The organism is Alteraurantiacibacter aestuarii (assembly GCF_009827405.1).
Taxonomy (GTDB): Bacteria; Pseudomonadota; Alphaproteobacteria; order Sphingomonadales; family Sphingomonadaceae; genus Alteraurantiacibacter; species Alteraurantiacibacter aestuarii.
In genome coordinates this window covers 1-25,641 of the sequence record NZ_WTYY01000001.1, presented here as the reverse complement: position 1 = coordinate 25,641, position 25,641 = coordinate 1, and the positions used below count along the sequence as shown (strand labels likewise).

General features: G+C 62.7%; 30 protein-coding genes. 20 read left to right on the top strand and 10 right to left on the bottom strand.

Annotated features, from left to right (window positions below):
* The first annotated feature begins 1 nt into the window (after position 1).
* Entirely contained in the window at positions 2–1,252 is a 1,251-nt protein-coding gene (spt, locus tag GRI32_RS00150; protein WP_160589119.1) for a serine palmitoyltransferase, read from the top strand.
* Here spt and GRI32_RS00145 read toward each other — a convergent pair.
* Positions 1,249–1,920 carry an aquaporin gene (locus GRI32_RS00145; protein WP_160589118.1) on the bottom strand — a complete coding sequence of 224 codons (672 nt, stop codon included), beginning with the start codon at positions 1,918–1,920 and terminating at the stop codon, positions 1,249–1,251. The genes spt and GRI32_RS00145 overlap by 4 nt on opposite strands.
* Positions 1,921–2,013: 93 nt before the next feature.
* A complete protein-coding gene (locus GRI32_RS00140) occupies positions 2,014–2,670 on the bottom strand; it encodes a YqaA family protein (protein WP_160589117.1) in 657 nt (218 codons plus the stop codon).
* Positions 2,671–2,883: 213 nt separating this feature from the next.
* On the opposite strand from GRI32_RS00140, the gene GRI32_RS00135 reads away from it, so the two are divergent.
* From GRI32_RS00135 to GRI32_RS00050, 18 genes are all read left to right on the top strand, one after another.
* Positions 2,884–3,387 carry a hypothetical protein gene (locus tag GRI32_RS00135; RefSeq protein ID WP_160589116.1) on the top strand — a complete coding sequence of 168 codons (504 nt, stop codon included), beginning with the start codon at positions 2,884–2,886 and terminating at the stop codon, positions 3,385–3,387.
* On the top strand, positions 3,374–4,705 hold the full coding sequence (locus GRI32_RS00130; RefSeq protein ID WP_160589115.1) for a DNA-packaging protein: 1,332 nt from the start codon (positions 3,374–3,376) through the stop codon (positions 4,703–4,705). The genes GRI32_RS00135 and GRI32_RS00130 overlap by 14 nt, the downstream gene beginning before the upstream one ends.
* 23 nt (positions 4,706–4,728) lie before the next feature.
* On the top strand, positions 4,729–5,892 hold the full coding sequence (locus tag GRI32_RS00125) for a phage portal protein (protein ID WP_160589114.1): 1,164 nt from the start codon (positions 4,729–4,731) through the stop codon (positions 5,890–5,892).
* Entirely contained in the window at positions 5,889–6,197 is a 309-nt protein-coding gene (locus tag GRI32_RS00120; RefSeq protein WP_160589113.1) for a DUF6127 family protein, read from the top strand. Before GRI32_RS00125 ends, GRI32_RS00120 begins: the two co-directional genes overlap by 4 nt.
* 2 nt (positions 6,198–6,199) lie before the next feature.
* A complete protein-coding gene (locus GRI32_RS00115; RefSeq protein ID WP_237437327.1) occupies positions 6,200–6,604 on the top strand; it encodes an HK97 family phage prohead protease in 405 nt (134 codons plus the stop codon).
* 92 nt (positions 6,605–6,696) lie between these two features.
* Complete coding sequence (locus GRI32_RS00110) at positions 6,697–7,833, top strand: phage major capsid protein (protein WP_160589111.1); 1,137 nt, start codon at positions 6,697–6,699, stop codon at positions 7,831–7,833.
* A 148-nt stretch (positions 7,834–7,981) separates the two neighbouring features.
* Entirely contained in the window at positions 7,982–8,530 is a 549-nt protein-coding gene (locus GRI32_RS00105) for a head-tail connector protein (RefSeq protein ID WP_160589110.1), read from the top strand.
* Between the two features lie 167 nt (positions 8,531–8,697).
* Positions 8,698–9,090 (top strand): tail completion protein gp17, encoded by a 393-nt coding sequence (gene gp17, locus GRI32_RS00100; protein WP_160589109.1) that lies wholly within the window; start codon positions 8,698–8,700, stop codon positions 9,088–9,090.
* Between the two features lie 25 nt (positions 9,091–9,115).
* On the top strand, positions 9,116–9,523 hold the full coding sequence (locus tag GRI32_RS00095; protein WP_160589108.1) for a phage tail tube protein: 408 nt from the start codon (positions 9,116–9,118) through the stop codon (positions 9,521–9,523).
* Positions 9,520–9,855 carry a gene transfer agent family protein gene (locus tag GRI32_RS00090; protein ID WP_160589107.1) on the top strand — a complete coding sequence of 112 codons (336 nt, stop codon included), beginning with the start codon at positions 9,520–9,522 and terminating at the stop codon, positions 9,853–9,855. The genes GRI32_RS00095 and GRI32_RS00090 overlap by 4 nt, the downstream gene beginning before the upstream one ends.
* A complete protein-coding gene (locus GRI32_RS00085; protein WP_160589106.1) occupies positions 9,852–10,049 on the top strand; it encodes a phage tail assembly chaperone in 198 nt (65 codons plus the stop codon). The genes GRI32_RS00090 and GRI32_RS00085 overlap by 4 nt, the downstream gene beginning before the upstream one ends.
* Complete coding sequence (locus tag GRI32_RS00080) at positions 10,042–10,620, top strand: tail tape measure protein (RefSeq protein WP_160589105.1); 579 nt, start codon at positions 10,042–10,044, stop codon at positions 10,618–10,620. Before GRI32_RS00085 ends, GRI32_RS00080 begins: the two co-directional genes overlap by 8 nt.
* Before the next feature lie 11 nt (positions 10,621–10,631).
* Complete coding sequence (locus tag GRI32_RS00075; RefSeq protein WP_160589104.1) at positions 10,632–12,974, top strand: DUF2460 domain-containing protein; 2,343 nt, start codon at positions 10,632–10,634, stop codon at positions 12,972–12,974.
* Positions 12,971–13,792: a DUF2163 domain-containing protein gene (locus GRI32_RS00070; protein ID WP_160589103.1), complete on the top strand. Its 822-nt coding sequence runs from the start codon at positions 12,971–12,973 to the stop codon at positions 13,790–13,792. Before GRI32_RS00075 ends, GRI32_RS00070 begins: the two co-directional genes overlap by 4 nt.
* Positions 13,696–14,199: an NlpC/P60 family protein gene (locus tag GRI32_RS10905; RefSeq protein ID WP_419866753.1), complete on the top strand. Its 504-nt coding sequence runs from the start codon at positions 13,696–13,698 to the stop codon at positions 14,197–14,199. Before GRI32_RS00070 ends, GRI32_RS10905 begins: the two co-directional genes overlap by 97 nt.
* Before the next feature lie 12 nt (positions 14,200–14,211).
* Positions 14,212–16,395, top strand: coding sequence for a phage tail protein (locus GRI32_RS00060; RefSeq protein ID WP_160589101.1), 2,184 nt, complete (start codon positions 14,212–14,214; stop codon positions 16,393–16,395).
* Positions 16,396–16,419: 24 nt separating this feature from the next.
* Complete coding sequence (locus GRI32_RS00055) at positions 16,420–16,878, top strand: DUF2793 domain-containing protein (RefSeq protein ID WP_160589100.1); 459 nt, start codon at positions 16,420–16,422, stop codon at positions 16,876–16,878.
* Between the two features lie 58 nt (positions 16,879–16,936).
* On the top strand, positions 16,937–17,467 hold the full coding sequence (locus tag GRI32_RS00050; RefSeq protein ID WP_160589099.1) for a superoxide dismutase family protein: 531 nt from the start codon (positions 16,937–16,939) through the stop codon (positions 17,465–17,467).
* Here the strand turns inward: GRI32_RS00050 and GRI32_RS00045 are convergent, their stop codons facing one another.
* From GRI32_RS00045 to GRI32_RS10815, 7 genes are all read right to left on the bottom strand, one after another.
* Positions 17,468–19,039: a spinster family MFS transporter gene (locus GRI32_RS00045; protein ID WP_160589098.1), complete on the bottom strand. Its 1,572-nt coding sequence runs from the start codon at positions 19,037–19,039 to the stop codon at positions 17,468–17,470. It abuts the gene before it with no gap.
* Entirely contained in the window at positions 19,039–19,737 is a 699-nt protein-coding gene (queC, locus tag GRI32_RS00040) for a 7-cyano-7-deazaguanine synthase QueC (RefSeq protein WP_160589097.1), read from the bottom strand. Before queC ends, GRI32_RS00045 begins: the two co-directional genes overlap by 1 nt.
* A 57-nt stretch (positions 19,738–19,794) precedes the next feature.
* Positions 19,795–20,196, bottom strand: coding sequence for a DUF3617 domain-containing protein (locus GRI32_RS00035; protein ID WP_160589096.1), 402 nt, complete (start codon positions 20,194–20,196; stop codon positions 19,795–19,797).
* Positions 20,197–20,279: 83 nt separating this feature from the next.
* Positions 20,280–21,185 carry an Hsp33 family molecular chaperone HslO gene (hslO, locus tag GRI32_RS00030; protein ID WP_160589095.1) on the bottom strand — a complete coding sequence of 302 codons (906 nt, stop codon included), beginning with the start codon at positions 21,183–21,185 and terminating at the stop codon, positions 20,280–20,282.
* A gap of 32 nt (positions 21,186–21,217) precedes the next feature.
* A complete protein-coding gene (argF, locus tag GRI32_RS00025; RefSeq protein ID WP_160589094.1) occupies positions 21,218–22,165 on the bottom strand; it encodes an ornithine carbamoyltransferase in 948 nt (315 codons plus the stop codon).
* Positions 22,162–23,352 (bottom strand): aspartate aminotransferase family protein, encoded by a 1,191-nt coding sequence (locus tag GRI32_RS00020; protein WP_160589093.1) that lies wholly within the window; start codon positions 23,350–23,352, stop codon positions 22,162–22,164. The genes argF and GRI32_RS00020 overlap by 4 nt, the downstream gene beginning before the upstream one ends.
* Positions 23,353–23,482: 130 nt before the next feature.
* Entirely contained in the window at positions 23,483–24,247 is a 765-nt protein-coding gene (locus tag GRI32_RS10815; protein WP_160589092.1) for a cold-shock protein, read from the bottom strand.
* 301 nt (positions 24,248–24,548) lie between these two features.
* Here GRI32_RS10815 and GRI32_RS00010 point away from each other — a divergent pair, with 301 nt between their 5' ends.
* On the top strand, positions 24,549–24,995 hold the full coding sequence (locus tag GRI32_RS00010; protein ID WP_160589091.1) for a protein tyrosine phosphatase family protein: 447 nt from the start codon (positions 24,549–24,551) through the stop codon (positions 24,993–24,995).
* Between the two features lie 180 nt (positions 24,996–25,175).
* Here GRI32_RS00010 and GRI32_RS00005 read toward each other — a convergent pair.
* Positions 25,176–25,641, bottom strand: a 466-nt coding sequence (locus tag GRI32_RS00005; protein ID WP_160589090.1) for an OmpA family protein, incomplete at its 5' end; no start/stop codon positions are given.

Sequence of the window (25,641 nt, the reverse complement as noted above, 5' to 3'; positions counted from 1 at the left end):
CATGAGTGAAGCCGTAACCCAGGCCGACAAGCCACCGGTTGTCGACAACGGACCGCGCGATCTGTTCTCGAAGTTCGATGATACGATCAGGATGCGGGAGACCCTGCTGGCCAGCGGTGTGGAAGATCCTTTCTCACTGGTGATGGAAAAGGTCCTCTCGCCCACGCGGGCGATCTGCAACGGGCGCGATACCATCCTGCTGGGCACCTATAATTACATGGGCATGACCTTCGATCCTGACGTGATCCAGGCGGGCAAGGATGCGCTGGACAATTTCGGCGCAGGCACCACCGGCAGCCGCGTTCTGAACGGCACGTATCAGGGTCATAAGGAATGCGAGCAGGCGTTGATGGATTTTTACGCCATGGATCATGCCATGGTGTTCTCCACCGGCTACCAGGCCAATCTCGGGATCATCTCGACCATCGCCGGCAAGGGCGATTATGTCGTCCTGGATATCGATAGCCACGCCAGCATCTGGGATGGCTGTGCGATGGGCAATGCCGAGATCGTGCCGTTCAAGCACAATGATATCGATGCGATGGAAAAGCGCCTGCGCCGCATTCCTGAAGGGGCGGGCAAGCTGGTGGTCCTCGAAGGCGTCTATTCGATGATGGGCGATGTCGCCCCGCTGAAGGAAATGGTCGCGGTGGCCAAGAAGTGCGGCGCCATGGTGCTGGTGGATGAAGCGCATTCGATGGGCTTCATCGGTGAGCATGGCCGCGGGGTGGCCGAGGAACAGGGCGTTATCGACGACGTCGATTTCATCATCGGAACATTCTCCAAGAGCGTGGGCACGGTGGGCGGCTTCTGCGTGTCCAACCACCCCAAGTTCGAAATCATGCGGCTGGTCTGTCGGCCCTATGTATTCACCGCTTCGCTGCCACCCAGCGTGGTGGCCACGGCGGCCACATCGATCCGCAAGCTGATGCACGGTTCCAACAAGCGCGCGCATCTGTGGGAGAATTCCCGGCGCCTGCATGGCGGTTTGAAGGAACTTGGTTTCACACTGGGCACGGACAGTCCGCAAAGCGCCATCGTGGCCGTCATCATGCCAGATCTGGAACGCGGTGCGGGCATGTGGGAAGCGCTGCTGAGCGAAGGTCTGTACGTCAATCTGGCGCGCCCACCGGCAACGCCTGCAAACATGACGCTGCTGCGCTGTTCGCTGTGCGCCGAACACAGCGAAGCGCAGGTCGAGACGATTCTGGGTATGTTCGAACGAGCCGGAAAGGCCGTGGGGATTATCTAGCTCTCGCTCCTGCCCAGCAGCAGCCTTGCACAGCCCACCGCCAGCAGCATGCCTGCCAGTTGCGCGGCGATAAATCCGGGCACGTCAGCGGGTGCAATGCCCGCAAACGTGTCTGACAGGCTGCGCACGATAGTGATGGCGGGGTTGGCGAAGCTGGTCGATGAGGTGAACCAGTAGGCCGCGCCAATATACAGCGCCACCACCGCCGGAACCACGCCGGGCCGGTGGCGCAGCATCACCAGTATCGCCAGCACCAGCCCGAAGGTGGCCACCAGCTCGCCCGTCCACTGGCCAATGCCTGCGCGTTCCCTGCCGGAGAATTGCAGGATCGGCAGATCGAACATCAGATGCACCGCAAAGGCGCCGATCGCTCCGGCGGCTATCTGCACCAGCACATAGGGTGCCACATCGCGCCAGGCGAATTCGCGGCGGATGGCGAAGGCCAGTGTCACCGCCGGGTTGAAATGCGCACCCGAGATCGGGCCGAACATCTCGATCAGCACATAGAGTATGGCCGATGTCGCCACCGTGTTGGCCAGCAGCGCCACCGCCAGATTTCCGCCTGCCAGAGTCTGCGCCATCACGCCCGATCCCAGCACGCCTGCAAACAGGAAGAAGCTGCCCAACGCCTCTGCCGACAGGCGATGGCTGAGGGCGTGCTTATTCATGCCAGCAGCCCGCCCGATCGGACAGAATTGGCAGTGCACAAGAACAGAATGTTTTGCATGGCTCCCTCCAATTCCCCGTCTGCACCCGGCAAGTTACATTGGCGATACAGCAGTTACCTGATCGCAAGGCCCGGTGCCGCCTTCCTCACCACCGCCGGAAAGCAGGCCGATCAACAGGAAACCGCCGATCACCAGTGCCACGAAACCGGCAGTGACCAGCAACAGGTACTTGTCGATGAAGCGCTTGATCGGCGCTCCGAACAGGCGGAACAGCACGCCCACGATCATGAAGCTGATTGAGCGCGAAAGCAGGCTGGCGATCAGGAACAGCCAGATCGGCAGATGCACGAAGCCGGCGGTGATCGTCAGCAGCTTGAAGGGGATGGGCGTAACCCCCTTGGCCACGAAGATGGAGAATACCGCCCACGGCTCCTGCGTCAGGTAACATTGCGCGACCGGGAAGCTTTCGGTCAGCCCCAACGCCTCTATCATCCATTCGCCGACCAGATCGTAGACACCCCAGCCAATCGCATAGCCGAGCAGGCCGCCCGCGACAGAGGCAATGGTGGCGATGGCGGCGAAGCGCACAGCCTTCTTCGGCTCTGCCAGGCACATAAGGCCCAGCAGCGGGTGCGGCGGGATGGGGAAGAAACTCGCCTCTACGAATGCGAACAGCGCCAGCCACCATTCGGCACGCGGATCAGCCGCCTTGCGCATCGTCCAGTCATACAAGCCGTGCAGCCAGGTCATAGGCGCTCCGTTCAGCGATGAATTGCGGCGGTTAGGGCACAGCGCGAACCCATGCAAGTGCGATTATATAACCTATTTGGCACTTTTATATTGACATCGTGACACTCTTTGGTTAGAGAAACGGAACATCGAGATAAGGCGATTCGAAAGGGCGGCCCCGCAGGGCTGCCCTTTTTCGTTCGCGCTCCGCAGCTCATGAATGAAGCGAGTCATATGGCAGGACAGGCAAGAACGGCAGCGACCAAGGCAACCAAGATCAAACCGCAGTTCAAGGTCGGCGAGAAGGACAATCTCAACCGACACTGGCGCGGCCTGTTCCTCGATACGCTGGCCGAAACATCGAACGTCAGCGCCGCCGCGCGCATGGCCGGGATCAACCCCAGCCGCGCCTACAAGGTGCGCCGGGAAGAACCGGCCTTTGCCGCAAGTTGGTATGATGCGCTGCTCGAAGGATATGCGCATCTGGAAATGGAAACGCTCCACCGCCTGCGCGCTGGCACAGGCAAGGATGACAACAAGTTCGATATCGCCAATGCCCTGCGCCTGCTGACGCATCACCGGGAAACGGTGGCACATGAACGGTCCATCCGTTCGCACCAGGATGAAGAGAGCATTCTCGCCTCACTCAACGAAAAGATCGACGCGATCCGGGCGCGCGAGGCGCAGGTGAAGATCCTGCTGGCGGACGGCGAACAGGCGACCAATGGGCTCGATTGAGCGGCTGCGCTGGCTGATTACCCGCGATCCTGCGCAGCGTGCCGATTTCCTGGCTGGTCTTGAGGAAGGCGAACGCAAACAACTGTTCTCGCACTGGTCCTATTGGGCCAGGCCCGAACAACTGCCCCCGGATGGGGATTGGCGAATCTGGCTGATCTGTGCCGGGCGCGGTTTCGGCAAGACGCGAGCAGGATCGGAATGGGTCGGCAAGATCGCCCGCTCCGATCCCGATGCCCGCATCGCGCTGGTCGGGTCCTCCATCGGCGAAGCGCGCGCTGTCATGGTGGAGGGCGAAAGCGGTATCCTGGCCTGCCACGGTGATGGGCCGCCGCCACGATTTGAATCGTCGCTGCGACGACTGACATGGGCCAACGGGGCGCAGGCTTTCCTCTATTCGGCTGCCGAGCCGGAGAGCCTGCGCGGCCCGCAGCACAGCCATGCATGGTGTGACGAGATCGCCAAATGGGACAATGCTTCCGACCGCGCGGTGCAGGCGTGGGACAATCTGCTGCTGGGCATGCGGCTGAGCGAGAGGCCGCGCCTGTTGGCCACCACCACGCCGCGCGCGGTGCCGCTGATGCGCCGCCTGATGGATGAAGCCAGGGACGGCAGCATCGCCGTTACCAAGGGCAGAACGTGGGACAACGGGGCAAACCTGCCCACGCGCTTTTTGAAAGCCATGCGCAAGCAGTTTGGCCGCACCGCACTGGGGCGGCAGGAACTCGAAGGTGAACTGCTGGAGGATATCGAAGGCGCATTGTGGAGCCGCTCGCTGCTCGACCGCTGCCGCGAGGTGGCCCCGGGCGAGGACATCACCCGCATCGTGGTGGGGGTCGATCCGCCTGCCTCGGCGCGGGGTGATGAATGCGGCATCATTGTCGCCGGAGTTACGGCAGGCGGCAATGGCAAGGTGCTGGCCGATTGCTCGGTTGCAAAGGCCAGTCCGGAACGCTGGGCACAGGCCGTGGCCGCCGCAATGCAGGCGTGGAACGCCGACCGCGTGGTAGCAGAGGCCAATCAGGGCGGGCAGATGGTGGAAAGCGTGCTGCGCGCAGCGAACTGCCAGATGCCGATCCGCCTGGTTCATGCCAGCCGCGGCAAATCCGCCCGGGCAGAGCCTGTCGCCGCTTTGTATGAAGCAGGCCGCGTGCACCACATCGGCCAGTTCGCCCGGCTGGAAGACCAGCTGTGCGGACTGATGGCCGGGGGCAGTTACGAAGGCCCCGGACGAAGCCCGGACCGCGCCGATGCGCTGGTCTGGGCACTTAGCGAATTAATGCTGACCACGCGCAGTGATCCGCGCGTGCTGCGCGTGTGACTTCACAGAACAAGGAAAATCATATGTCCTTCATCGACAGCCTGCGCTCTGCCTTCAAGGGCGGGGGCGCGGGCCACGTTCCGCTTGCCCGCAGCTTCGCCTCGCCCTGGTCGTGGGCGCATGAGCCGGGCGGCGCGCGGGCGCCATTCGATTACTGCCGCGACGTGGGCCGGGCCTTCCTGGACAATCCGGTGGCGCAGCGCGCGGTTCGCATCGTTTCGGAAAGCGTCGGCAGCGTTCCGCTCCAGCAAACCGATGATGCGGTGCTGCGGCTGGTCCGCGCCACCAGTGCGGGCCAGTCCCTGCTGGAAACGTTGGCTGCCCATCTGCTGCTGCACGGCAATGGCTTTATCCAGATCATCCGCGATGGTGCGGGCGATCCGGTCGAACTGTTCGCCCTGCGGCCCGAGCGGGTGACGGTGGTGCCGGGCGACAATGGCTGGCCAGCTTCCTACCGCTACAAGGTGGGTGACCGCGCCATCACCATTCCCGCGGAAGACGAGAATGGCTGGCCCTGCCTGATCCACCTCAAGGCCTTCCATCCGGCAGACGATCATTATGGCGCAGGCTGCCTGACCGCGGCGGCGCAGGCGGTGGCGATCCACAATGCCTCTGCCGAATGGAACCGCGCCCTGCTGGAAAACGCGGCCCGTCCGTCTGGCGCGCTGGTCTATGATGGCGGCGCCGATGCCGGCGGATTGACCAGCGACCAGTTTGACCGGCTGAAGGCCGAACTGAGCCAGGCCTATGCCGGGGGCGGCAATGCCGGCCGCCCGATGCTGCTCGAAGGTGGCCTCAAATGGCAGAGCCTCTCGCTTTCCCCGGCGGACATGGACTTTGCCGAGCTGAAAGCGGCGGCTGCGCGCGACATCGCGCTGGCATTTGGCGTGCCGCCGATGCTGCTGGGCCTGCCGGGTGACAATACCTACTCCAATTACCGCGAGGCCAATCGCGCCTTGTGGAGGCTCACCCTGTTGCCGCTGACCGGCAAGATCCTCTCCGGTCTGGAGGAGGGGCTGCGCGCCTCCTTCCCCGGCATGCAGCTGGCCGTCGATCTCGACCGTGTTCCGGCCCTGTCCGAAGATCGCGAGAAATTGTGGTCGCAGGTGTCCGCCGCGGACTTCCTCGAAGATGGTGAAAAACGTGAAATGCTTGGTCTGGCCAAGCCGGCGAAAGGAAAATCATGACCAATGAAGACATGCTCGCGAAGCTGATGGCGCAGGCCTCCAGCCAGGGCACAGACCTCGTCACGCTGCGCGCGGTTGTCGAGGAGGCGAGCGAGATGGGTGCCGACCGGGTGCTCTATCGCCTCGGCCTGGAGGATGAGAACGCGCAGGACGATCTTGATGAACTGCGCGATCTGCTGGCCGCCTGGCGGGCAGCCAAGGCCAGTGCATCCAAGGCAGTGATCGAATGGGCCGTACGCGGCGTGATGGCGCTGCTGCTGATTGGCATTGCCTTCCGCCTGGGCGCAACGGACCTGTTGCGGTGAGCCTGTCCATCGCAGGCTATGCCGCCTTGTTCGACATTCCCGATGGCGCCCGCGACGTGATTGTGCGCGGCGCCTTTTCGCGCAGTCTGGCGCAGAGGCGGGAACCCATTCCGCTCTATTGGCAGCACCGGCCCGAACAGCGCATCGGCACTGTCAGCCTGATCGAGGAGGATGACCGCGGACTGCGGGTGATCGCCACGATCGACAATCCCGGCAGCCGGGCAGTGGCCGCGCTGCTGGCCCGCGAAACCAACGGGCTGAGCTTTGGCTACCGCGCCCGCGGATATCGCCCCATGCCGGACACCGGATCGGGCGCTGGCCGCGTGCTGGAAGACATCGACCTGTTCGAAATCAGCCTGGTCACCCACCCCCTGCAACACGGCGCGCGCGTGCACATGGTGCAGTGACAAGCGCCGCCACAACCCTTCGACCGGCCGCCAATGGGGCGGCCTTTTTTGTGCCCCCCAACCAACCTCCCCAAGAAAAGGTGAATGCCCAAATGGATATGCAAAACGAAACCGACGCGATGGCCGCCAGCTTCGATCTGGTCACCCGCCAGGATGAAGCCGAAAAGGCCATCACGGTGCTGCGTTCCGATGTCGACGAAGTGAAGGCCCGGCTCGACAAGGTCAGCCGCGCTGCCGCGCGTCCCGCTATCGAAGGTGCCAGCAGCAACAGTGCCGAAGTCAAAGGCTTCATCGATGGCTATCTGCGCCGCGGCTCGGAAGCGGAGATCAAGTCCATCTCTGGCGTAACGCCGTCTGATGGCGGCTATGCCGTCCCGCGTGAAATCGATGCGATGATCGCCAGCGAGCTGAAGGAAATCTCCCCGATCCGCCAGCTCGCCCAGGTCGTCCAGGTCGGCAGCGCCGGCTATCGCAAGCTTGTCACCACCGGTGGCACGGCATCTGGCTGGGTTGGCGAAACTGCCGGACGTCCCGGCACCGAAGCGCCCGACTTTGCCGAGATCGCCCCGCCGACCGGTGAGCTGTACGCCAATCCGGCCGCAAGCCAGTCCATGCTGGATGATGCCGCTTTCGATCTGGAAGGCTGGCTGGCCAGCGAAATCGCGATGGAATTTGCCCGCGCTGAAGGTGCTGCCTTTGTCGGCGGCAGCGGTGTGGATCAGCCGCTCGGCTTCCTTTCCTCGCCAGTCTCGCTGGCTGGCGATGCCGTGCGCCCCTTCGGCTCGCTGCAATATATCGGTTCGGGTGATGCGGCAGGCTTCGCCACCAATCCGGAAAGCCGCCTGATCGATCTGGTCCACACGATGAAGGCCGGCCACCGTCAGGGCGCCAGCTGGGTGATGAATTCCTCGACCTTGTCCGAAGTGCGCAAGCTCAAGACCACCGATGGTGCCTTCCTGTGGCAGCCGGGCATGGTCGAAGGCCAGCCGGACCGCCTGCTGGGCTATCCGGTGATCGAAGCCGAGGACATGCCCGATGTGGCCGCTGGCGAATTCCCGATCGCATTCGGCAATTTCAAGGCCGGTTACCTGATCGCGGAACGCAGCGCCACGCAGATCCTGCGCGATCCCTTCACCAACAAGCCCTTCGTCCACTTCTACGCCACCAAGCGTGTGGGCGGACAGGTGCTCGATAGCGCGGCGATCAAGCTGCTGCGCATCGAAGCGTAGTTCGTTTGCGCCCCCAGGCGCCTGGCGCGGCCCTACGGGCCATCGCCGGTGTCTGGGGATAGCAAACATCCGCACCCACGCCGCGACCTGGATCCCCTCTCCCCGCGGCGTGGGTGCGACCTTTTTAACCTGTAGATAGGAGGCCGCCATGATGCGGGTAATCCTTGCCCCGGCGATCCTGGCTCCCGGCGCTCTAGACGAGCTGAAGTCCTGGCTCGCAATAACCACGCCGCAAGACGATACATCGCTGATCGGCCTGCTGCGCGCCGCGCTCGACATGTGCGAGGCCTTTACCCGGCAGATGCCGATCGACACGCTGTGCGAGGAAGTGATCCCCGCACGGTCGGACTGGCAGAAGCTGGCAACCTATCCGGTTCAGTCGATCACCGGGGTCGACATGATTGATGTGGCAGGCAACCGCACCCCGCTCGACCTTGATAGCTATGAGATAGAGCTTGAGGGCGACGGCGGCGCCTGCATCCGCATGCGCAGTCGAACGCCTCGTGGCCGGGTTGCCGTCCGTTTCACCGCTGGCCTTGCGCCGGACTGGCAGAGCCTGCCCGAGGCACTGCGCCACGGCATTATTCGCCTGGCAGCGCACAACTACCGCCAGCGAGACATGGATGCGGCGCGGCCGGTTCCGCCAGCCGCCATCGCCGCATTGTGGAGCCCGTGGCGCCGGTTGCGCCTGATATGATTGCGGCGCGAATTACCGACACCAGCGGGTTTGCGAAAGCTCTGGTCGAAAAGGCCACCGCGCTGGCCCGGGCACATGCGCAGAACCAGCTTCGTGCCAGCAGGGCCGACCCCGCCCGGTGGCGCAATCCCCGGCTGCTCTGGCCGCTATTCACCAAGGATCGATAGATGTTCGAAACCCGCCTGCGCGCCGCGCTGGTCGATTGGCTGCGCGCTGACGCATTCCTCTCCTCCACGCTGAATTCCATCACCGAGGAGGCCCCGTCGCGCATAGCCGTGCCGTGGCTTGGCATTGTCGCCAGTGCCAGCGCCGACTGGAGCGTGAAGGACAAGAAGGGCCGCGAGATCCGCATCGCGATCGAACTGCACATGCGCGGCGATGCGCCTGACACCGGCGCATCGCTGGTCCCGCAGATCGAGAGCCGGGTCGAGAGCCTGCCTGCGGTGCAGGACGGCTTCAGGATCGTGAACACCACTTTCCTGCGCGCACGCGCCGAACAACGCGCGCTCAATCAGCGTGCGGTGCTGCTCGAATACCGCTTCCGCCTGCTCGAAGACTGATTTCAACCCATACGGAGAATTTGCCATGACAGCCCAGAAAGGCTCCGCCTTCCTCCTCAAGATCGGCGACGGCGCACAGCCGCCCTTCTACCAGACCGTGGCCGGTCTGCGCACCACACAGATGTCCATCAATGGTGACAGCGTCGTCATTACTCACAAGGAATCGGGTGGCTGGCGCGATCTGCTCTCCGGTGCCGGGACGCGCTCCGTCTCGGTCAGCGCAGCCGGGATTTTCCTGGGCAGCGATGCCGAAAACACCATCCGCGCCCATGCGCTGGCCGGCACGATCGACAATTATGAACTGTCTTTCGAGGACGGTGCCAAACTGCAGGGTCGCTTCCTTGTCCAGCGGCTGGACTATGCCGGCGATTTCAACGGCGAGCGCAATTATACCATGCAGCTGGAAAGCTCGGGCGCGGTCCTGCCGGCATGACGGCTGGCGGTCCCACCCCCAATGCGCAGCCCAACTCCCAACGTGGCGAAGCCTCGATCATCATCGGTGGGCGCAGCCATATTCTGCGCCCGACGTTCGCCGCGCTGGTTGCTGCGGAGGAGCAGCTCGGGCCGCTGTTCGCACTGGTTGAACGTGCAGGCGAAGGCCGTCTGGCCTTGCAGGAAATTGCCACGCTGTTCTGGCATTGCTGTCAGGACCGGGGCGATATCAGCCAGGTGCAGATGGGCGATGCGGTCATGGAAACTGGCCTGGCGGCCTGCTCCACACCGCTGCGCAGCCTGCTGCAGCAGATCCTGCAAGGAAGCGCATGAGCCAGACACTGGCCACCAGCGCATTGTTCCTGGCCGGTCTGACCACCCGCATGTTCGGCTGGAAACCCGATGACTTCTGGAACGTAACCCCGGCCGAGCTGACGGCCATTTTCACAATCGAAGAGGGCCAGGCCGACACGGGTTTGAACCGCAACGAGCTTGAAGCCCTGCTGGAGCGCGACGCAAATGGATGATGAAATCGACACGCTGATGGTGGAAGTGCGGGCGGGAACGCAAGGCTTCAATGCCGATGTTCAGGCCATGCGCAACACCCTCGATACCAACCTGGTCGATGGGTTTTCCCGCGCGGCCAATGTCATGGAACGCGGCCTGCTGTCCGCTCTTCGGCGCGGCAGTCTGGGGTTCGACGATCTGAAACGCGTGGCCATGCAGACCTTGAATGAAATCGCCTCGCAGGCGCTGACCTCGGGCATTAGCAATCTGTTCGGATCATCGCAGCAAGGCGGGGGATTGGCCGGAGGGTTGTCAGGCCTGTTTGGCTCTCTGCTTGGCCTGCCCGGCCGCGCCACTGGCGGTCCTGTCGGGCCCGGCAGTGCCTATCTGGTGGGCGAGAGAGGCCCCGAAGTATTCGTTCCGACAAGTTCCGGAAGGATCGAGACGGGAACTGACGCTGCGTCCGCTTCGCGCAATGTGCGCGTGGCCATCAACCTTTCCGCACCGCGGGGCACAGACACGCCCACCGCCCTGCAACGTTCATCGCGCCAGGTGGCAAGTTCCGTGCGCCGCGCACTGATGCAAGCCTGAGGGAACAGATCATGGCATTCTGGCTGGCCCGTCAACGCGACGGGCAGAATTCAGACTTTATCCAGCGGTTCGATCCGCGCTTCTGGACCATCGATTTCCCGCGTCCGATGATGGCTTGCGTCTATGTCACCGGGCCGGATTCGCTGCGCGTGGATCTGGAGATTCACCACCGCGATGCGCTGGCAGGGCTGATCTGGGAAAGCGAAGACACGCTGGATCACCCGCTGCTCGCCTATGATACTGACCGCGATTATTCGCGCACCACGCTGCGCTTTCGCTGGAAGTCGGAAGGCGTGCTGCCGCTGGATGCAGTGCATGGCCCCACGCTGACTATCGAAGGGGAGGACGCAGCCGGCAATCCGCGCAGCTGGTATGTGCGGCTGTGGAACTATGCCGAAGGCTCGCCCACGGATGCGCTCGTCACCCTGCCCTTTTCCCAGCTTGCGGGAGGCTGGGATATCGCCGCTGCGCCCGACCCGGTGGAGCCCTCGCGCATAGATCGCATGTTCATCTCGCTGGTTCCGCCCGCTTATGATCCTGCCGATCCGGGCTTGCTGGCATCAAGGGTGAATGGCTGGGTGGAACTGAGCGAAATCGCCTGCGAGGGTGACCGGCCCATGCTGCCGATCGGCGATATCATGATCCCGCCGCACGATACGCGCATCGCGACGGCCTATGACGACAGTTACAACCAGACACCGACGCGCCTGATGCGCAATATCCGCGGCCTGGGATATCGAGACGAGATCCTCCACTATCTGGGGATGAGCCATTACTATCGGCTCAAGCGTCAGGCCGATGGCACCCTGCTGGCTAACCACCCCCGGCTGACGTGCGTCCCCGCGATCAACTGGCTGCGCGCCCTTTTCATCAGCGGGAGGGAGCAGGGATACGATGTCATCCTGTCCTATTCCTATGAATTGCTGGCGCAGCACTGCCCACCAGACTGGATGCAGCGGGCGCATGATGGCTCTCCGGCGCTGACCGGATGGGAACCGCCTTCTGCGCTGCTGAGCCCGGTCAACAGCGCGGTGGATACGCATCTTCGAGAGCTTGGGCTGCAACTTGCGCGCCTGCAGGTCGAAGCTGGACTGCCGGTGAAAATCCAGATCGGGGAGCCGTGGTGGTGGGTGAATTCCGACTTTGAACCCTGCATCTATGACGCGAACATGCGCAGTATCCTCGATCCGGCAGTACCGGACATCACCGATATGCGCGCCGATCTGAGTGAAGCCCAGAAAGCTGCACTGAGCCTGGCCGGTGCGAGGCTTGGCACTTCGACAGAAAGCATCAGGAACGACATTAAGGACGCACAGGGTCCGGAGGCAGAGTTGCTGCTGCTGGCCTTCACCCCTACGATCCTGCACCTCGAAATGCCCGACATGCCTCTGCTGAACCTGCCGGACGTCTGGCAGCATCCGCAATTCGACCGCCTTCAGCTTGAGGATTACGACTGGCTCACCTCGGGGGCGGAGGCGCTGCGCAGGCAGGCTTACGAGACCATGCAGGCAACCCTGCAATATCCGCTCGAGAATCAGGACTATCTGGCCGGTTTCGTTCTCAACGCCGAGGATGCCGAGAGCCATTGGCAATTGATTGATGCCGGGCTGGATGAAGCCATTGCCCGCGGTGTGCCGCGCCGGTTTGTCTGGGCCCTGCCCCAGGTCTGCCGCGATGGATACACCCGCCTCCCAACCCCGCCGCCCGACGAGGAAGAAGACGATATGGAAGCGTTCGACGATGTGATCTATCCGCTGGCGCTGGGGCGCGATGCCGCAGTCAGCCCGGAATTCTCAACTGCCATCGTGCTCACCGCATCGGGGCATGAAAGGCGCAACAGCCAGTGGAGCGATGCCCGGCTGCGCTTCGATGTCGGCCCGGGCATCCGGTCTGAAAACGAGCTCGGCACGTTGATCCGCTTCTTCCGCGCGCGACGCGGTGCGGCGCGCGGTTTCCGCCTTTCCGATCCGTTTGATTTCAGCTCAAACGTGATGACGGGAACGCCCGGAATGCTCGATCAGAACATCGGTACGGGGGATGGGCTGACTGCCAGCTTCCAGCTCACCAAGTCCTATGGCGAAGTCGCCGATCCGCAGATCCGCCCGATTACCCGGCCGCGCGCCGAGACAATCCAGGTCGCGATCGATGGCGTTGCAAGCAGCGCCTGGCTTCTCGATCAGGGCGGCAAGATCGTGTTTATTATCGCGCCGCCTGCCGGTTCAACGATAACCGCCGGCTTCCTGTTCGACGTACCCGTGCGCTTTGCCGAAGACAGGCTGGATGTGGCGGGTGCAAATTTTGCTGCCGGTGAGGCACCGTCGGTTCCGCTGATAGAAATACGAGAGGCCGTATGAGCCGGGTATTCTTCCGTCAGGAGCTGGAAGGTGTCGCCACCTTCTGGCGTATCAAGCGGCGCGACGGATACACGCTGGGGTTCACCAGCCATGATCGCGATCTTTGGTTTGACGGGCTGCTTCATCGGGCCGCCCCCGGCATGGTGCCATCCGCAATCAGTCGCTCTGCCAGCATCGAGAATGACAGTGCCGAAGTGCAGGGTGCGCTGGCGCATGATGCGATCAGATCGAGCGACCTCGCTGCCGGACGGTATGACGGGGCGCGCATTTCGATTGGCCTTGTCGATTGGGAAACGCGCGATTTTTCAGTCCTCTATCACGGCGAGGCCGGCTCCATCTCCGAAGAGGACGGCGGCTTCCGGGTGGAATTGCAATCTGCCAAGGCCGCGCTTCAGGCTGATCTGGTCCCGCGCACCAGCCCGACTTGCCGTGCACAGTTTTGTGGGCCCGGCTGCAACCTAAGCGCCGAACGCTTCTCCCATGAAGTGCTGTGCAACATGGTTGACCATGATGTGAACCTTGTCGGCTTCGCAGCCTCCCCGGCCGCGAGCGTCTTGCGGGATGGCTCCCTGCGCTGGTTGGACGGCCCGCATGCAGGGATCACGATGCAGATCATCCGGTCCGATGCGGACGGTCTGCTGCTCGATCAGGAACTGCATGCCGATCTCTTGGTGGGCGCGCGTGCGGTCCTGCGCGAGGGCTGTGATCACACGATTGCGACATGCGCGGGCCGCTTCTCGAACGCGGCCAATTTTCAGGGAGAGCCATTCATGCCGGGCAACGATCTTCTGTCGCGCTATCCCACCAGTGCATCGTGACTTGCGGCGCTGCGGACTTTGCCCGGGCCGCGCAGGAACTAACGGGCAGCCCCTTCCTGTTGCACGGCCGCGATCCGGCAACGGGCCTCGATTGCATCGGGCTGGTCACAAGCGCCCTGCGCAAGATCGGGCGCCGGATTTCTGTCTGCACCGATTACCGCCTGCGCAATCTGGATATCAGTCATCTGCTGCCGGCCATTGATCAGGCTGGTTTCATGTCGGCCCACGGACCTTGCCAGCCGGGCGACCTGGTCCTGCTCAAGACTGCCCCGGGTCAGTTCCATCTGGCAGTCGCCGCCCTCGAAGGCGGCTTCGTTCACGCACATGCCGGGCTTGGCCGAGTGGTTCACACACCGGCCCCGCTCGCATGGCCAACCATCGGCCATTGGCGCCTTCCCCAAAGCTAGAGGTCAAAAATCATGGCAACCATATTGTTTTCCGCCGTCGGTACCGCGATTGGCGGCCCGATTGGCGGCACGATCGGTGCGCTGCTGGGCAATGCCTTCGATCAGAAGGTTTCTGGCTCCGGTCGCCGCGAAGGCCCCAGGCTGCAGGAACTGCGCGTCACCACCTCCAGCTATGGCACGCCCATCGCGCGCCACTATGGCAAGGTCCGGACCCCCGGCAGCGTGATCTGGGCGACCGATCTTGTCGAAAACAGTGAGAAGAGTGGTGGTGGGAAGGGACGCCCTTCAACCACGACCTACAACTATTCCGTGTCATTCGCCGTCGCCCTGGCAAGCCGGCCTATCAAGGATATCGGCAGGATCTGGGCGGATGGCAATCTCTTGCGGGGCGCTGGCGGTGATCTGAAATTCGGCGGCGAGTTGCGCATCTATCGCGGCCATGGCGACCAGCAGCCAGACCCTCTGATCGATTCGGCCCTGGGCGGATCCTGCCCGGCATTTCGCGGCCTTGCCTATTGTGTGTTCGAGAGCCTGCAACTGGCGGACTTTGGCAATCGCATACCAACGCTGACTTTTGAGATCATCGCCGATGATGGCGATGTCTCGCTCTCGCGAATGATGCCCAGAATGGATCGTCCGGCCAATGTCGAACGTCCTCTGCACACCTTGCAGGGCTTCAGCGAAGATGGCGGATCATTTGCCTCCAGCCTTGCTGTGATCGATGAGGTCTACCCGCTCATCTGCAATGCAAGCGGCAACAACCTCACAATTGGCGATGCCGAAGCCATTCCAGCCAACCCGCCACTGCTCCCCGAAGCTGCCGCAGATCCGCGGTCCGAAAGCTTCGCTTCCGTTTCCGGAGAAAGCTCGCGGCGGCAGCCTGACTTGCGCGATATTCCTGAAGGCATTCGCTATTACGATACCACGCGGGATTTTCAGGCAGGTTTGCAACGCGCCGGTGGCCGCGCCAGGGCCGGGCGCAGTCGCATCATAGAATTTCCCGGAGCGCTTGAGGCCGAAAATGCGCGCGATCTCGCCAGCAAGGCGGCCGAGCGGGCCAGTTGGGCGCGCGAAAGCCTGTCATGGCGCGTTGCCGAACTGGACCCGGGCCTCGAGCCGGGTCAGGTCGTGCGCGTGCCCGGCAGGAAAGGCTATTGGCGCATCATCAATTGGGAGTGGCGCGAGAGCGGGGTCGAGCTGGAGCTCCAGCGCATGCCTCATGGACCCGCACGATCTACCATTGCCGATGCCGGCCAGAGCCTGACTACGCCCGATATGATGGCCACGCCCACGGTCCTGCGGGCCTATGAATTGCCCTGGGACGGCAAAGGTCCGGCTGAACAACGCCAGGTTTTTGCCGCCGCATCGTCCAGCACTGCGGGCTGGACCGGCTCTGCCCTGTATGCGGTTGAAGAGGGTTCGCTGGCTCCCATCGGTCAGAGCGGCAGGCAGCGGAGTGTCATCGGCCAGCTGGAAAGCGATCTTCCGCCATCGGACGCATCGCTCTTGGATCGCGGCATTGAAGTGGATGTCACTCTGCTCTCTGCCGATTTCCAGCTGCCCGAAGCGACAATTGCCGGGCTGGCCAAGGGTGCCAATCGTGCGTTGATTGGTGAAGAGATCGTGCAGTTCGCCAGCGCCACCAGGCTGGACGAAGTGACGTGGCGGCTGAGTCATTTCCTTCGCGGCAGAGGCGGCACCGAAGGCTATGCCCTTGCACCAAAGCCCGCCGGAACCCCATTCATCCTGCTTGGCGACGAACCCGTACCGCTCGATGATGCAAAACTGGGTCTGTCCACTGCGGTGGCAGCCACCGGACTGGTGGATGCGGACCCCGTCGTCGCCCAGATTGCAGGCCTTGGCGCATCCTTGCGCCCACTTTGCCCGGTCCATCCGCGTATGCAGCTGAAGACGGATGGATCAATTGCGCTGTCGTGGACCCGCCGGGCACGCGGCGCATGGGAATGGCGAGACGGGGTCGAGGTTCCCATCAACGAACAGGCCGAGAAGTACCTTGTCGGGATCGGCGATACGGCCAGCCCCGCAGTGAGGTGGGAAGTGACCGAGCCCTGCCTCAATCTTTCGGTTCCGGACTTCGAAGCGCTGCAATCGAGCCACGCGGGTCAGGTGCTCTGGGTCAGGCAGGTCGGCAATCATGCATCGTCCGCCGCCCTGCACCTCCTCACCATTTCCTGATCTGCCTTTCCAAAGGACCACCCCATGACCGACCCGATTAGTTTCACCTCATCCTCTCCGCGATTCGGCCTGCCTTTTCTGTTCGCTGCCCAGGCGCAGAAGGAATTTTTCGTAAATGAAGCCCATGCGCTGACAGACATGTTGCTGCACGCAGTCGTTGAAGGCGAGGCGCAGGACCCGCCAGCTGCTCCGGTGGACGGCGAGTGCTGGCTTGTGGGCGATCTGCCCACGGCAGATTGGGCAGGCCAGGCTGGAAAACTGGCCGGATATCAATCTGGGAACTGGCTGTTCGCCTCACCTCATGATGGCATGCGCGTTTTCAACAAGGCGGCTTCCCGGCACCTGCATTACCTTGGCGGCTGGCAGGCCGCGACCGATGTGGCAGAGCCAGCGGGCGGGTCAGTGATCGACAGTGAGGCGCGAAATGCGATAATCGGGCTTATTGGCGCCTTGGCGTCTGCCGGAATCATTTCAGCAATCTGATCCGGACCTTTCGGCAGGCTCCTTCGTTCGGTGAAGTGGAACGCTGAAAGGATCTGACATGAAGCTTGCTGTTACTGCGATCACAATTGCCTTGCTGCCGCTGTTGACCGCCTGCCAGACCGTGACGGAGCTACCCAGTGAGCTGGTCGCTTCAGCCCAGTTGCGGCATGCCAATGGCAATCCGGCCGGCAGCGCAATGCTTTACCGGACCGGCGGGGACATGACCTTGACCGTGGCCCTCACCGGCTTCGATCAGGGCATTCATGCGGTGCATCTTCATCAGACCGGCAATTGTGAAGCGTCCGATTTCACGTCTGCTGGCGGCCATCTCAACCCGCTGGGAAAAGCGCATGGCTCGCTCAATCCCGGCGGTTCCCATCTGGGCGATCTGCCAAATGCCATGATCGGCGCAAATGGGCTGGGAACAATCAGTTCGACCTTGCGGGGCGATGCCACGCAAGTTTCAGCATGGTTGTTCGACGATGATGGCACGGCGATCGTGGTTCATGCAGGCCTCGACGATTATCGAACCGATCCGGCGGGAGCTGCAGGTGGCAGGATCGCTTGCGGTGTGCTCACCCCCAGCTGATCAACCGCCCTGTGTCGTCAGCTTCTGCAACGACTGGCCGTAGAACCTGACGGCAATTGCAAGGGCGATCAGGCCCGGCACCACGGCGACAAGCGCAGCCATTACTCCATTGGCAAGGTTGCCGGTGCTTTCAGAGATGTAGCCGGCCATGAACGGCCCGAATGCCAGACCTATCAGGGTCGCGCCCAGCAGGAACACTGCGGTTGCGGTCCCGCGCATCCGCGGATGGACCAGCGCCTGCGTTGCCGCTGCACAGGCGCCCAAAGCAGAGGCCGTCACCATCTGTCCCAGAAAGTTGCAGACGATGAAGACGGTGCTTGAACTGGTGGTATAGCCGATCAGCAGCAAGGGTATCGACCCCAGCAGAGCTATCGCCGCCACCATGACGCGGCCACTTTCAATGCGGCGCGCAAGGAAGTCTGCCAGCCAGCCCCCCAGGATCACCCCCACGAACCCGCCCAGCGCATTCGGCGCGCCAATCAGCCAGCCAAGCTCCGTCTTGCTCAAGGCAAATGTTCGCTCGGCATATGGGGCCGCCCAATAGGTGATCGAATATCCGATATAGCAATCGGCGCTATAGACGATGACGATCCCCATGAAGGCCGGTGCCCGCCAGGTCATATTGAAAGTCTCGGGGTCCTGCGCCCGCAGATTGGCTGCCCAGCTGAACACCGCATAATAGCCCACGGCCACGAACCAGAATTGCTGTGCGTTCCCGAATGTTCGGGAGGCCAGCATCGCGCAAAGTGCCAGCACGAGCGCTGCTGCCACATTGACCAGCAGCGACCTTGGTCCGCGCCGGGCCGCTCCCAAAAAGGTGAAAGGCGGCACGATCTGCGCCACCTGATTGAAGAAATCCCTCCACGCATGCGGATTTTCCGGCGACTTGAGGCCATCGATGCCCCCGCGCTCAGGCTCCCGCAGGAACAAGACCCATACCGCCAGGATCAGGCCCGGCATGCCGACCATGACAAAGGCGGCTTGCCATCCCGCAAGGCCCAGCGGCCCTCCACTGGGAAATGCCGCGTTCCAGCGTTCCACTATCGTCCCGCCGATCAGCAGCGACAGGCCGCTGCCGACAAACAGGCCGGAAGAATAGAGGGACAGCGCAGTGGCCCGCAGCCGCTTGGGAAACCAGTCCGAAATGAGCGAATAGGCGCAAGGATTGGCAGATGCCTCGCCCACGCCAACGCCGATCCGGGCGATTGTGAGCGTGGTCATGTTCTTCGCCAGGCCGGACAGCACCGTCATGAACGACCACAGCGTCAGGCCCAGGCTGAGCAGCTTTGTGCGCGATGAGCCATCGGCTAGCCGGCCGAGCGGTATGCCAAACACCGCATAGAAAATGGCGAAGGCCGTTCCGTAGAGGAACCCCAGTTGGGCATCGTCAATCCCCAGGTCAGCGCGAATGTCATTGGCCAGGATTGACAGGATCTGGCGATCGACGAAATTGACCAGATAGACCAGAAACAGGACGCCAAGCGCGTACCAGCTGTAGGCCGGAACCTTCTGGTCCTGGACTGACTGGTTCTGAACTTCTTGGTCCTGAACTTCCTCCCCCCCGGCCTGCATCAATCCGTCCCTGACCGTGCAGCGTAGGGTGTGCGGTCCACCAGGCCTGCCTCGCGGAAGCCCTTCTGCCGCAATCGGCAGCTGTCGCACAATCCACAGGCCCGCCCGTCTTCTGCCGGATCATAGCAGGACCAGCTCATCTCCGGAGCGAGATCCAGCCGCGCGGCCTCCTTCGCTATTTGTGCCTTGCCCCAAAATTGCAGCGGCGTGTGGATGGTGAAGGGTTTGCCCTCCACGCCATCGCGCGTGGCCAGTCGCGCCGTCTCGGTAAAGCTCTTTATGAAATCCGGACGGCAATCGGGATAGCCCGAATAATCGAGCGCATTGACGCCGATGAAGATGTCATGCGCGCCGATTGCCTCCGCCCAGGCCAGCGTCAGCGACAGAAACACCAGATTGCGCGCCGGGACATAGGTCACCGGTATGCCGGGTTCGACCCCGGACTTGGGCACAGCGATATCATCCGTCAAAGCCGATCCGCCGAACTGCGTCAGGTCGAGCGGCAGCACCACGTGGCGCTCCGCCCCGATATGCGCGGCAATCACCCGGGCCGATTCGATTTCCTTGCGGTGACGCTGGTTGTAATCAATCGTCAGGGCGTTGATCGCAAAGCCGCTTTCGCGCGCGATACCCGCCGCGACCATCGAATCGAGGCCGCCCGACAAGAGAACAACAGCGCGGGGAGAATGTCCTGCCATCAGCAACGGCTAGGCAGGTGAAAGGCAATCGGCAAGGGGCAGCCGCGAAAAGCCCGTTCAGCAGGCGCCGGTGTGGCGGGCTTCGCCTTCAATCGAAAACGGTGCGCCGCCCTGAATGCCCTGGCTGCGAATCTGCACCAGGCCATTGCCTTCGCGCCTGATTGTGGTGCGGCCATAGCCATCACCGCGGCAGGTATATTGCACCGTTACCTGATTGGCCTGATCGTCCACGACAAAGCGCGAGCAACCGCCCTGGCGGTGTTGCAGCTGGATGAATTCACGCCCGTTGCGCACGCAGATGCTGCGGCGACCGCCGTCACCGCGGAAATTCAGTTCCCAGCCGCCACGGTTCAACTGATCGAGCATGGCCAGTTCAGGAGCCTGAGCGACAGCGGGAACGGATAGCGCAAACACAGCCGTAGCCAGCGCTGTTAGCCGCAATGTCCTTTCCTTCGTCATGTCAAAGCTCCAATCACAAAATACTGGATGAGTATACCACGGACCAGATGAACGACCAATTGACCTCTACGTACGACGAGTCGCTAGTCCTGGATGGGGAATTGTTTCGAACAGAACGCACAGTCTACCATTATGATCCCCCCATCATCGGCCATTTCGCGCCGCTCCTGCTTGGGGAAGCGGGCCAGTACTTCCTCAAAATGCGTAACCGAGCAGCGGCATCCACGAGACAGGGTTGAGCCCCGCTCGACCCTGACCTCACGTTCTTCATGGTACAGCCGCCAGACGATGGCTTCCAATGACAATGTCTGTTCGATTAGCTCGCCATGCCTGAGCGAACCGGCCATCACGGCCACATGTTCCCATTCGGGATGGTCGAGCCGTGCATGCAGGCGCTCGCGGCCTTCCTCGCCTTCCGGCAGGTGCTGGATCAGCATGCCCGCAGCGGTGCATCCCGCCGGGCCGGCGCTGACTGCGGTCCTGATCAATGTCGGCACCTGTTCGCTCTGGGCAAAATAGCCTTCGACCGATTCTGCCAGCGATGCGCCTTCAAGCGGGACCACGCCCTGATAGCGCTGCGCCGTCCTGGCAATATCGAAGGTAATGGCGAGGTAGCCCTTGCCAAACAACGCCGAAAGCGGGGGATTGGCGCCCAGCGCGGCAAACCGGTCCCGGTCATGCTGCACGTAGCCGCGCAGCTCTCCATTGCGATAATCGCAAACCAGCAGGCTGACGACGCCGTCGCTCGTTTGCGCCTGCATGGTCAGCTGATCGTCCTCATCCTTCAGCAGCGCGCCCATAAGCGCGGTGACCACCAGCGCCTCTGCCAGCAAGTGCTTGATCGCAGGGGGGTAATCATGAGCGGCGAGGATTTCTCCAAGCACCGGACCAAGCCGCACGATCCGGCCGCGGCAATCGCGGTCGGGGATGGTGAAGGTCAGGATCTGGTCGAAGCCGGTTTCCGGCTGGCTGGAATCGTTTTGTGCCATTGGCGCGAATATGGGGACGGCAGCGGCGAAAGTTAACCCGCTTCCGAACCCAAAAGGCCAAGGCTCCACAGCAGGATCGATTTCTGCGCATGAATGCGGTTTTCCGCTTCATCGAAGACAACCGACTGCGGCCCCTCGAAAACCTCCTCGCTCACTTCCTCGCCCACATGGGCAGGAAGGCAATGCAGGAAAATGGCATTGGGCTTTGCCCGCGCCATCAGCTGCGCATTGACCTGATAGGGTGCCAGCTCGGCCAGCTTTTCCTCTGCATGGTCCTGACCCATCGATATCCACGTATCGGTCACCACCACGTCTGCACCCTGTGCCGTCTCGGCCGCGTCATGGGTGACTGTGATCGCAGAGCCCTGCGCGCGCGCACGATCCACGTAAAAGGCATCGGGCACATAGCCCGCAGGCGTGCCCAGGCGCATGTCGAACTTCGTCAGCCCGGCAGCCTCAACCAGCGAATTCATCACATTGTTGCAATCGCCCAGCCAGGCCATCTGCAGTCCGGGCAAGGGCTTGCCATGCTCGATAATGGTCAGGAGGTCGGCCACGATCTGGCACGGGTGGGACTGATCTGTAAGCCCGTTGATCACCGGCACGCCCGCATGGCGACCCATTTCCTCGACCTTGGCGTGATCGTCGGTGCGCACCATTATGGCATCGCACATGCGGCCCAGAACGCGCGCCGTATCGGCCACGGTTTCCCCGCGCCCCAGCTGTGACGTGCCCGAATCGAGGATCAGCGGAGTGCCGCCCAGCTGGCGAATGGCGATGTCGAAGCTCACCCGCGTCCTGGTGGAGTTCTTTTCGAACACCATGGCCAGCACCCGCCCGGCCAGCGGCGCGTCGGCATCGGGCCGGCCCTTGGGCCAGCCCTGCCTTGCAGCCTTGCGATCAATCGCGTCGGCGATCATTGCCGCAATGGCATTACCGCCCGCATCGGACAGATCGAGGAAGTTGCGCCCTGCCATCATGCAGTTTCCGGCAACTTGAAATCTGCCGCACCGGCGGAAAGCTTGTCGAAGAACTCGTCAATCTCCGCATCGCCAATCACCAGCGGCGGCAGCACCCGCAGCGTGCCATCGCCGGCGGCAACGGTCAGCAGCTGATGATTGTCGCGCAGGTGCACCATGAAGGGCCGCGGCTCGACAGTCATCTTGAGGCCCAGCATCAGGCCCATCCCGCGCACGCCTTCGAACAGATCGGGATAATTGCCGATGAACTGCTCCAGCCGGGCACGGATGCGATCGCCCTTGTCGCGCACTTCGGCGAGGAATTCCTCATTGGCCACGGCGTCCATCACGGCCATGCCCGCCGCCATCGCCAGCGGGTTGCCGCCATAGGTGGAGCCATGCGTGCCGAAGGTCATGCCGCGCGCGGCCTTTTCCGTCGCCAGGCAGGCACCCAGCGGGAAGCCGCCGCCAAGGCCCTTGGCCGTGGCAAGGATATCGGGATCGATGCCATATTGCTCATGCGCATAGAACGTGCCGGTGCGCGCCACGCCGGTCTGCACCTCGTCCAGAACCAGCATCAGATCATGCTCATCTGCCAGCGCCCGCAGGCCCTTGAGGAATTCGGGAGTGCCTACGCGGATGCCGCCCTCGCCCTGAATCGGCTCCACCAGGAAGCCCGCCGTGTGCGGACCGATGGCAGCCCTGGCAGCTTCCAGATCGTTGAATTCGACATATTTGAAGCCGTTCAGCAGGGGCGCGAAACCCTTGTGCATCTTCTCCTGGCTCGATGCGCTGATCGTGGCCATCGTCCGTCCGTGGAAGGCGTTGTTGAAGGTGATCAGCTCATAGCGGCTCGTATCGCCTTCCGCCTGGTGATAGGCGCGCGCGGTCTTGATCGCGGCTTCCACTGCCTCTGCGCCGGAATTGGTGAAGAACACGGTATCGGCGAAAGTCGTATCGACCAGACGCTGAGCCAGGGCTTCACCCTGCGGGCTGCCATACAGGTTGGAAACATGCATCAGCGTTTCAGCCTGACGCTGGATGGCACCGATCAGCCCGGGGTGGGAGTGGCCCAGCAGGTTGACCGCGATGCCCGATGCGAAGTCGAGATAGCGCGTCCCGTTCTCGTCAATCAGGTGGCAATGTTCGCCTTTGACAGGCCGCACGCCGCACCGCGGATAAACCGGCATCAGGGGAGAAATAGACATGGAAGAGATCCTTGGAGATGAAATCTGAAACGACAAATGGCGGCCAGTTGGCCGCCGCGTGATATATCCATCTATGACGGGGGCGGCGGCCGGTCAAACTCGGCCGCCGATCCCTGGCAATTCCGTGCTGCTATTCCTGCACGGGCACCAGATTGACAGCCGAGTATTTGCCTCGTCGATCCACTTCGAGATCGAATTCGAAGCGGTCGCCCTCTTCGATCCCCTGGATGCCGGAACGCTCAACTGCGCTGATATGGACAAAGGCGTCTTCCTTGCCGTCATCACGCGTGATGAAGCCGAAGCCCTTCATTGCATTGAAGAACTTGACAGTGCCAACGGCCTTTTCGCCGGTGAGTTCGCGCTGGGGAGCCTTGGGCGCCACGGCGATCACATCGCCGACAACCTGCAGATCGGCAGCGGACACCTTGCCACCGCGATCGACCAGGTTGAACTGCAGCTCCTGCCCTTCAGCCAGACCTTCCAGCCCGGCACGTTCCACCTGGCTGATATGCACGAACACGTCTTCACCGCCCTCATCACGCTGGATGAAGCCGAATCCCTTCTGGGTATTGAAGAATTTTACCTTGCCTGTGCCTGCGCCGACAACCTGTGCGGGCATGCCGCCACCGCCGCCGCCTGCACCGCCGCGCGGTGCACCGCCGGAACCGCCACGCGAACCGCCACGGTCATCGCCAAAGCTGCGACCACCACCGCCGCCGCCGCCGAACCGGTCGCCGCCACCGCCGAAACGATCGCCGCCCGAGCTTCCGCCGCCGCGCCAGTCATTGCCGCCCATCGGCGCGCCACCCGGCTCACCAAAGGGATCGAAACTATCTTCGCCAAAGCTGTCCCGCTTGTCGCGCCCCCGGCCGCGACGACCTCGATCGTAACCCATGAATTCAACTAACCTTCAATACCGCCCTTTTCAGTCGCCCGGCGGCTCGGACGTATTCCGGCCAGGCGGAAGTGAAGGACCTGCCCACCACTTCAGGGCCCGTTATATAACCGAGAATCGCTTCACTTGCGAATGTTTTAAGAATTGCAGATTGTTACCGCGATGCTGTTGCAATTCTGCCTGCCCGCCGACTGGCGAACCTGTTGGCAAATTCCTTGCGTCACGGTGGCGCAGCAGTGCAGACATGGTGGGCATCGGCCCACCAGAGCCAGTGAAGATTTTGTATCCAGGAGAATGCGAGATGAGCGATTTCAGGCAATTGTCCGACACGGTATGGGCAAGCCCGCAAATTGGATCTGACGATATTGCCGCGGCCAAGGCGCTGGGCATCACCATGATCGTCAACAACCGTCCCGACGGTGAGAGCGACGATCAGCCCGAAGGCGCCACAATCGCGGCGGAGGCCGCAGCTGCAGGCATGGCCTACCGGGCGATTCCGGTGACGCACGCGGGTATCCAGCCTTCGCAGGTGGGGGAGATGGCGCAGGCGCTGGCGGAAGCGGAAGGCCCGGTACTGGCCTTCTGCCGCTCGGGCACGCGCTCCACTTTCCTGTGGTCACTGGTACAGGCCAGCAAGGGCATGGACCCTGACCAGATTGCCGCTGCCGCTGCCGGTGCCGGCTATGACGTCGGCTCGATTCGCCCGGCTATCGAGATGTTCGCGCAGCAGGCAAAAGCCGAAGACTGATCCGGCTGGCCGACATTCCGGCAGCAAGGATGCAGGCGCCATCGACAGGGGCAAGGCTTGACCCGAGTCCCCGTGAATTCACGATGGTGTCGCCATCACAAAGTCTGATCTCAATGACACATGAAAAAAGGGGCCGGAGGTTTCCCTCCGGCCCCTTTTTTGTGACCTTGCGGTCTTCGCTTAGCGACCCGAACCCGGACCGTAAGTGATTTCCACGCGGCGGTTCTGCAGTTCGCGAACACCGTCAGCGGTAGCAACACGCGGCATGCTTTCGCCGAATGCTTCGCTGGAGATGCGCGCTGCCGGAATGCCGCGGCCCGTCAGGTAAGCCTGGACGCTGGCGTTACGACGTTCGGACAGGCCGACGTTGTAGGTTGCCGAGCCGGAGCGGTCAGCGTGACCGGCCAGCATGATCGCAGCGGTGCCGCAGTTGCCATAGGCAGTGACAGCACTGTTGAGAACGGTAGCAGCCTCAGGCGTGATATCCGACTGATCCCAGTCGAAGAACACGATGTACGGGCCCTGGTTGCACTGCACGACCGGCGGCGGAGGCGGCGGAGGCGGAGGCGGCGGGGGCGGAGGAGGCGGCGGCGGCGGCGGCGGAGGAGGCGGAGGCGGCGGTGCCACCGGCTCGGAACCACCGAAG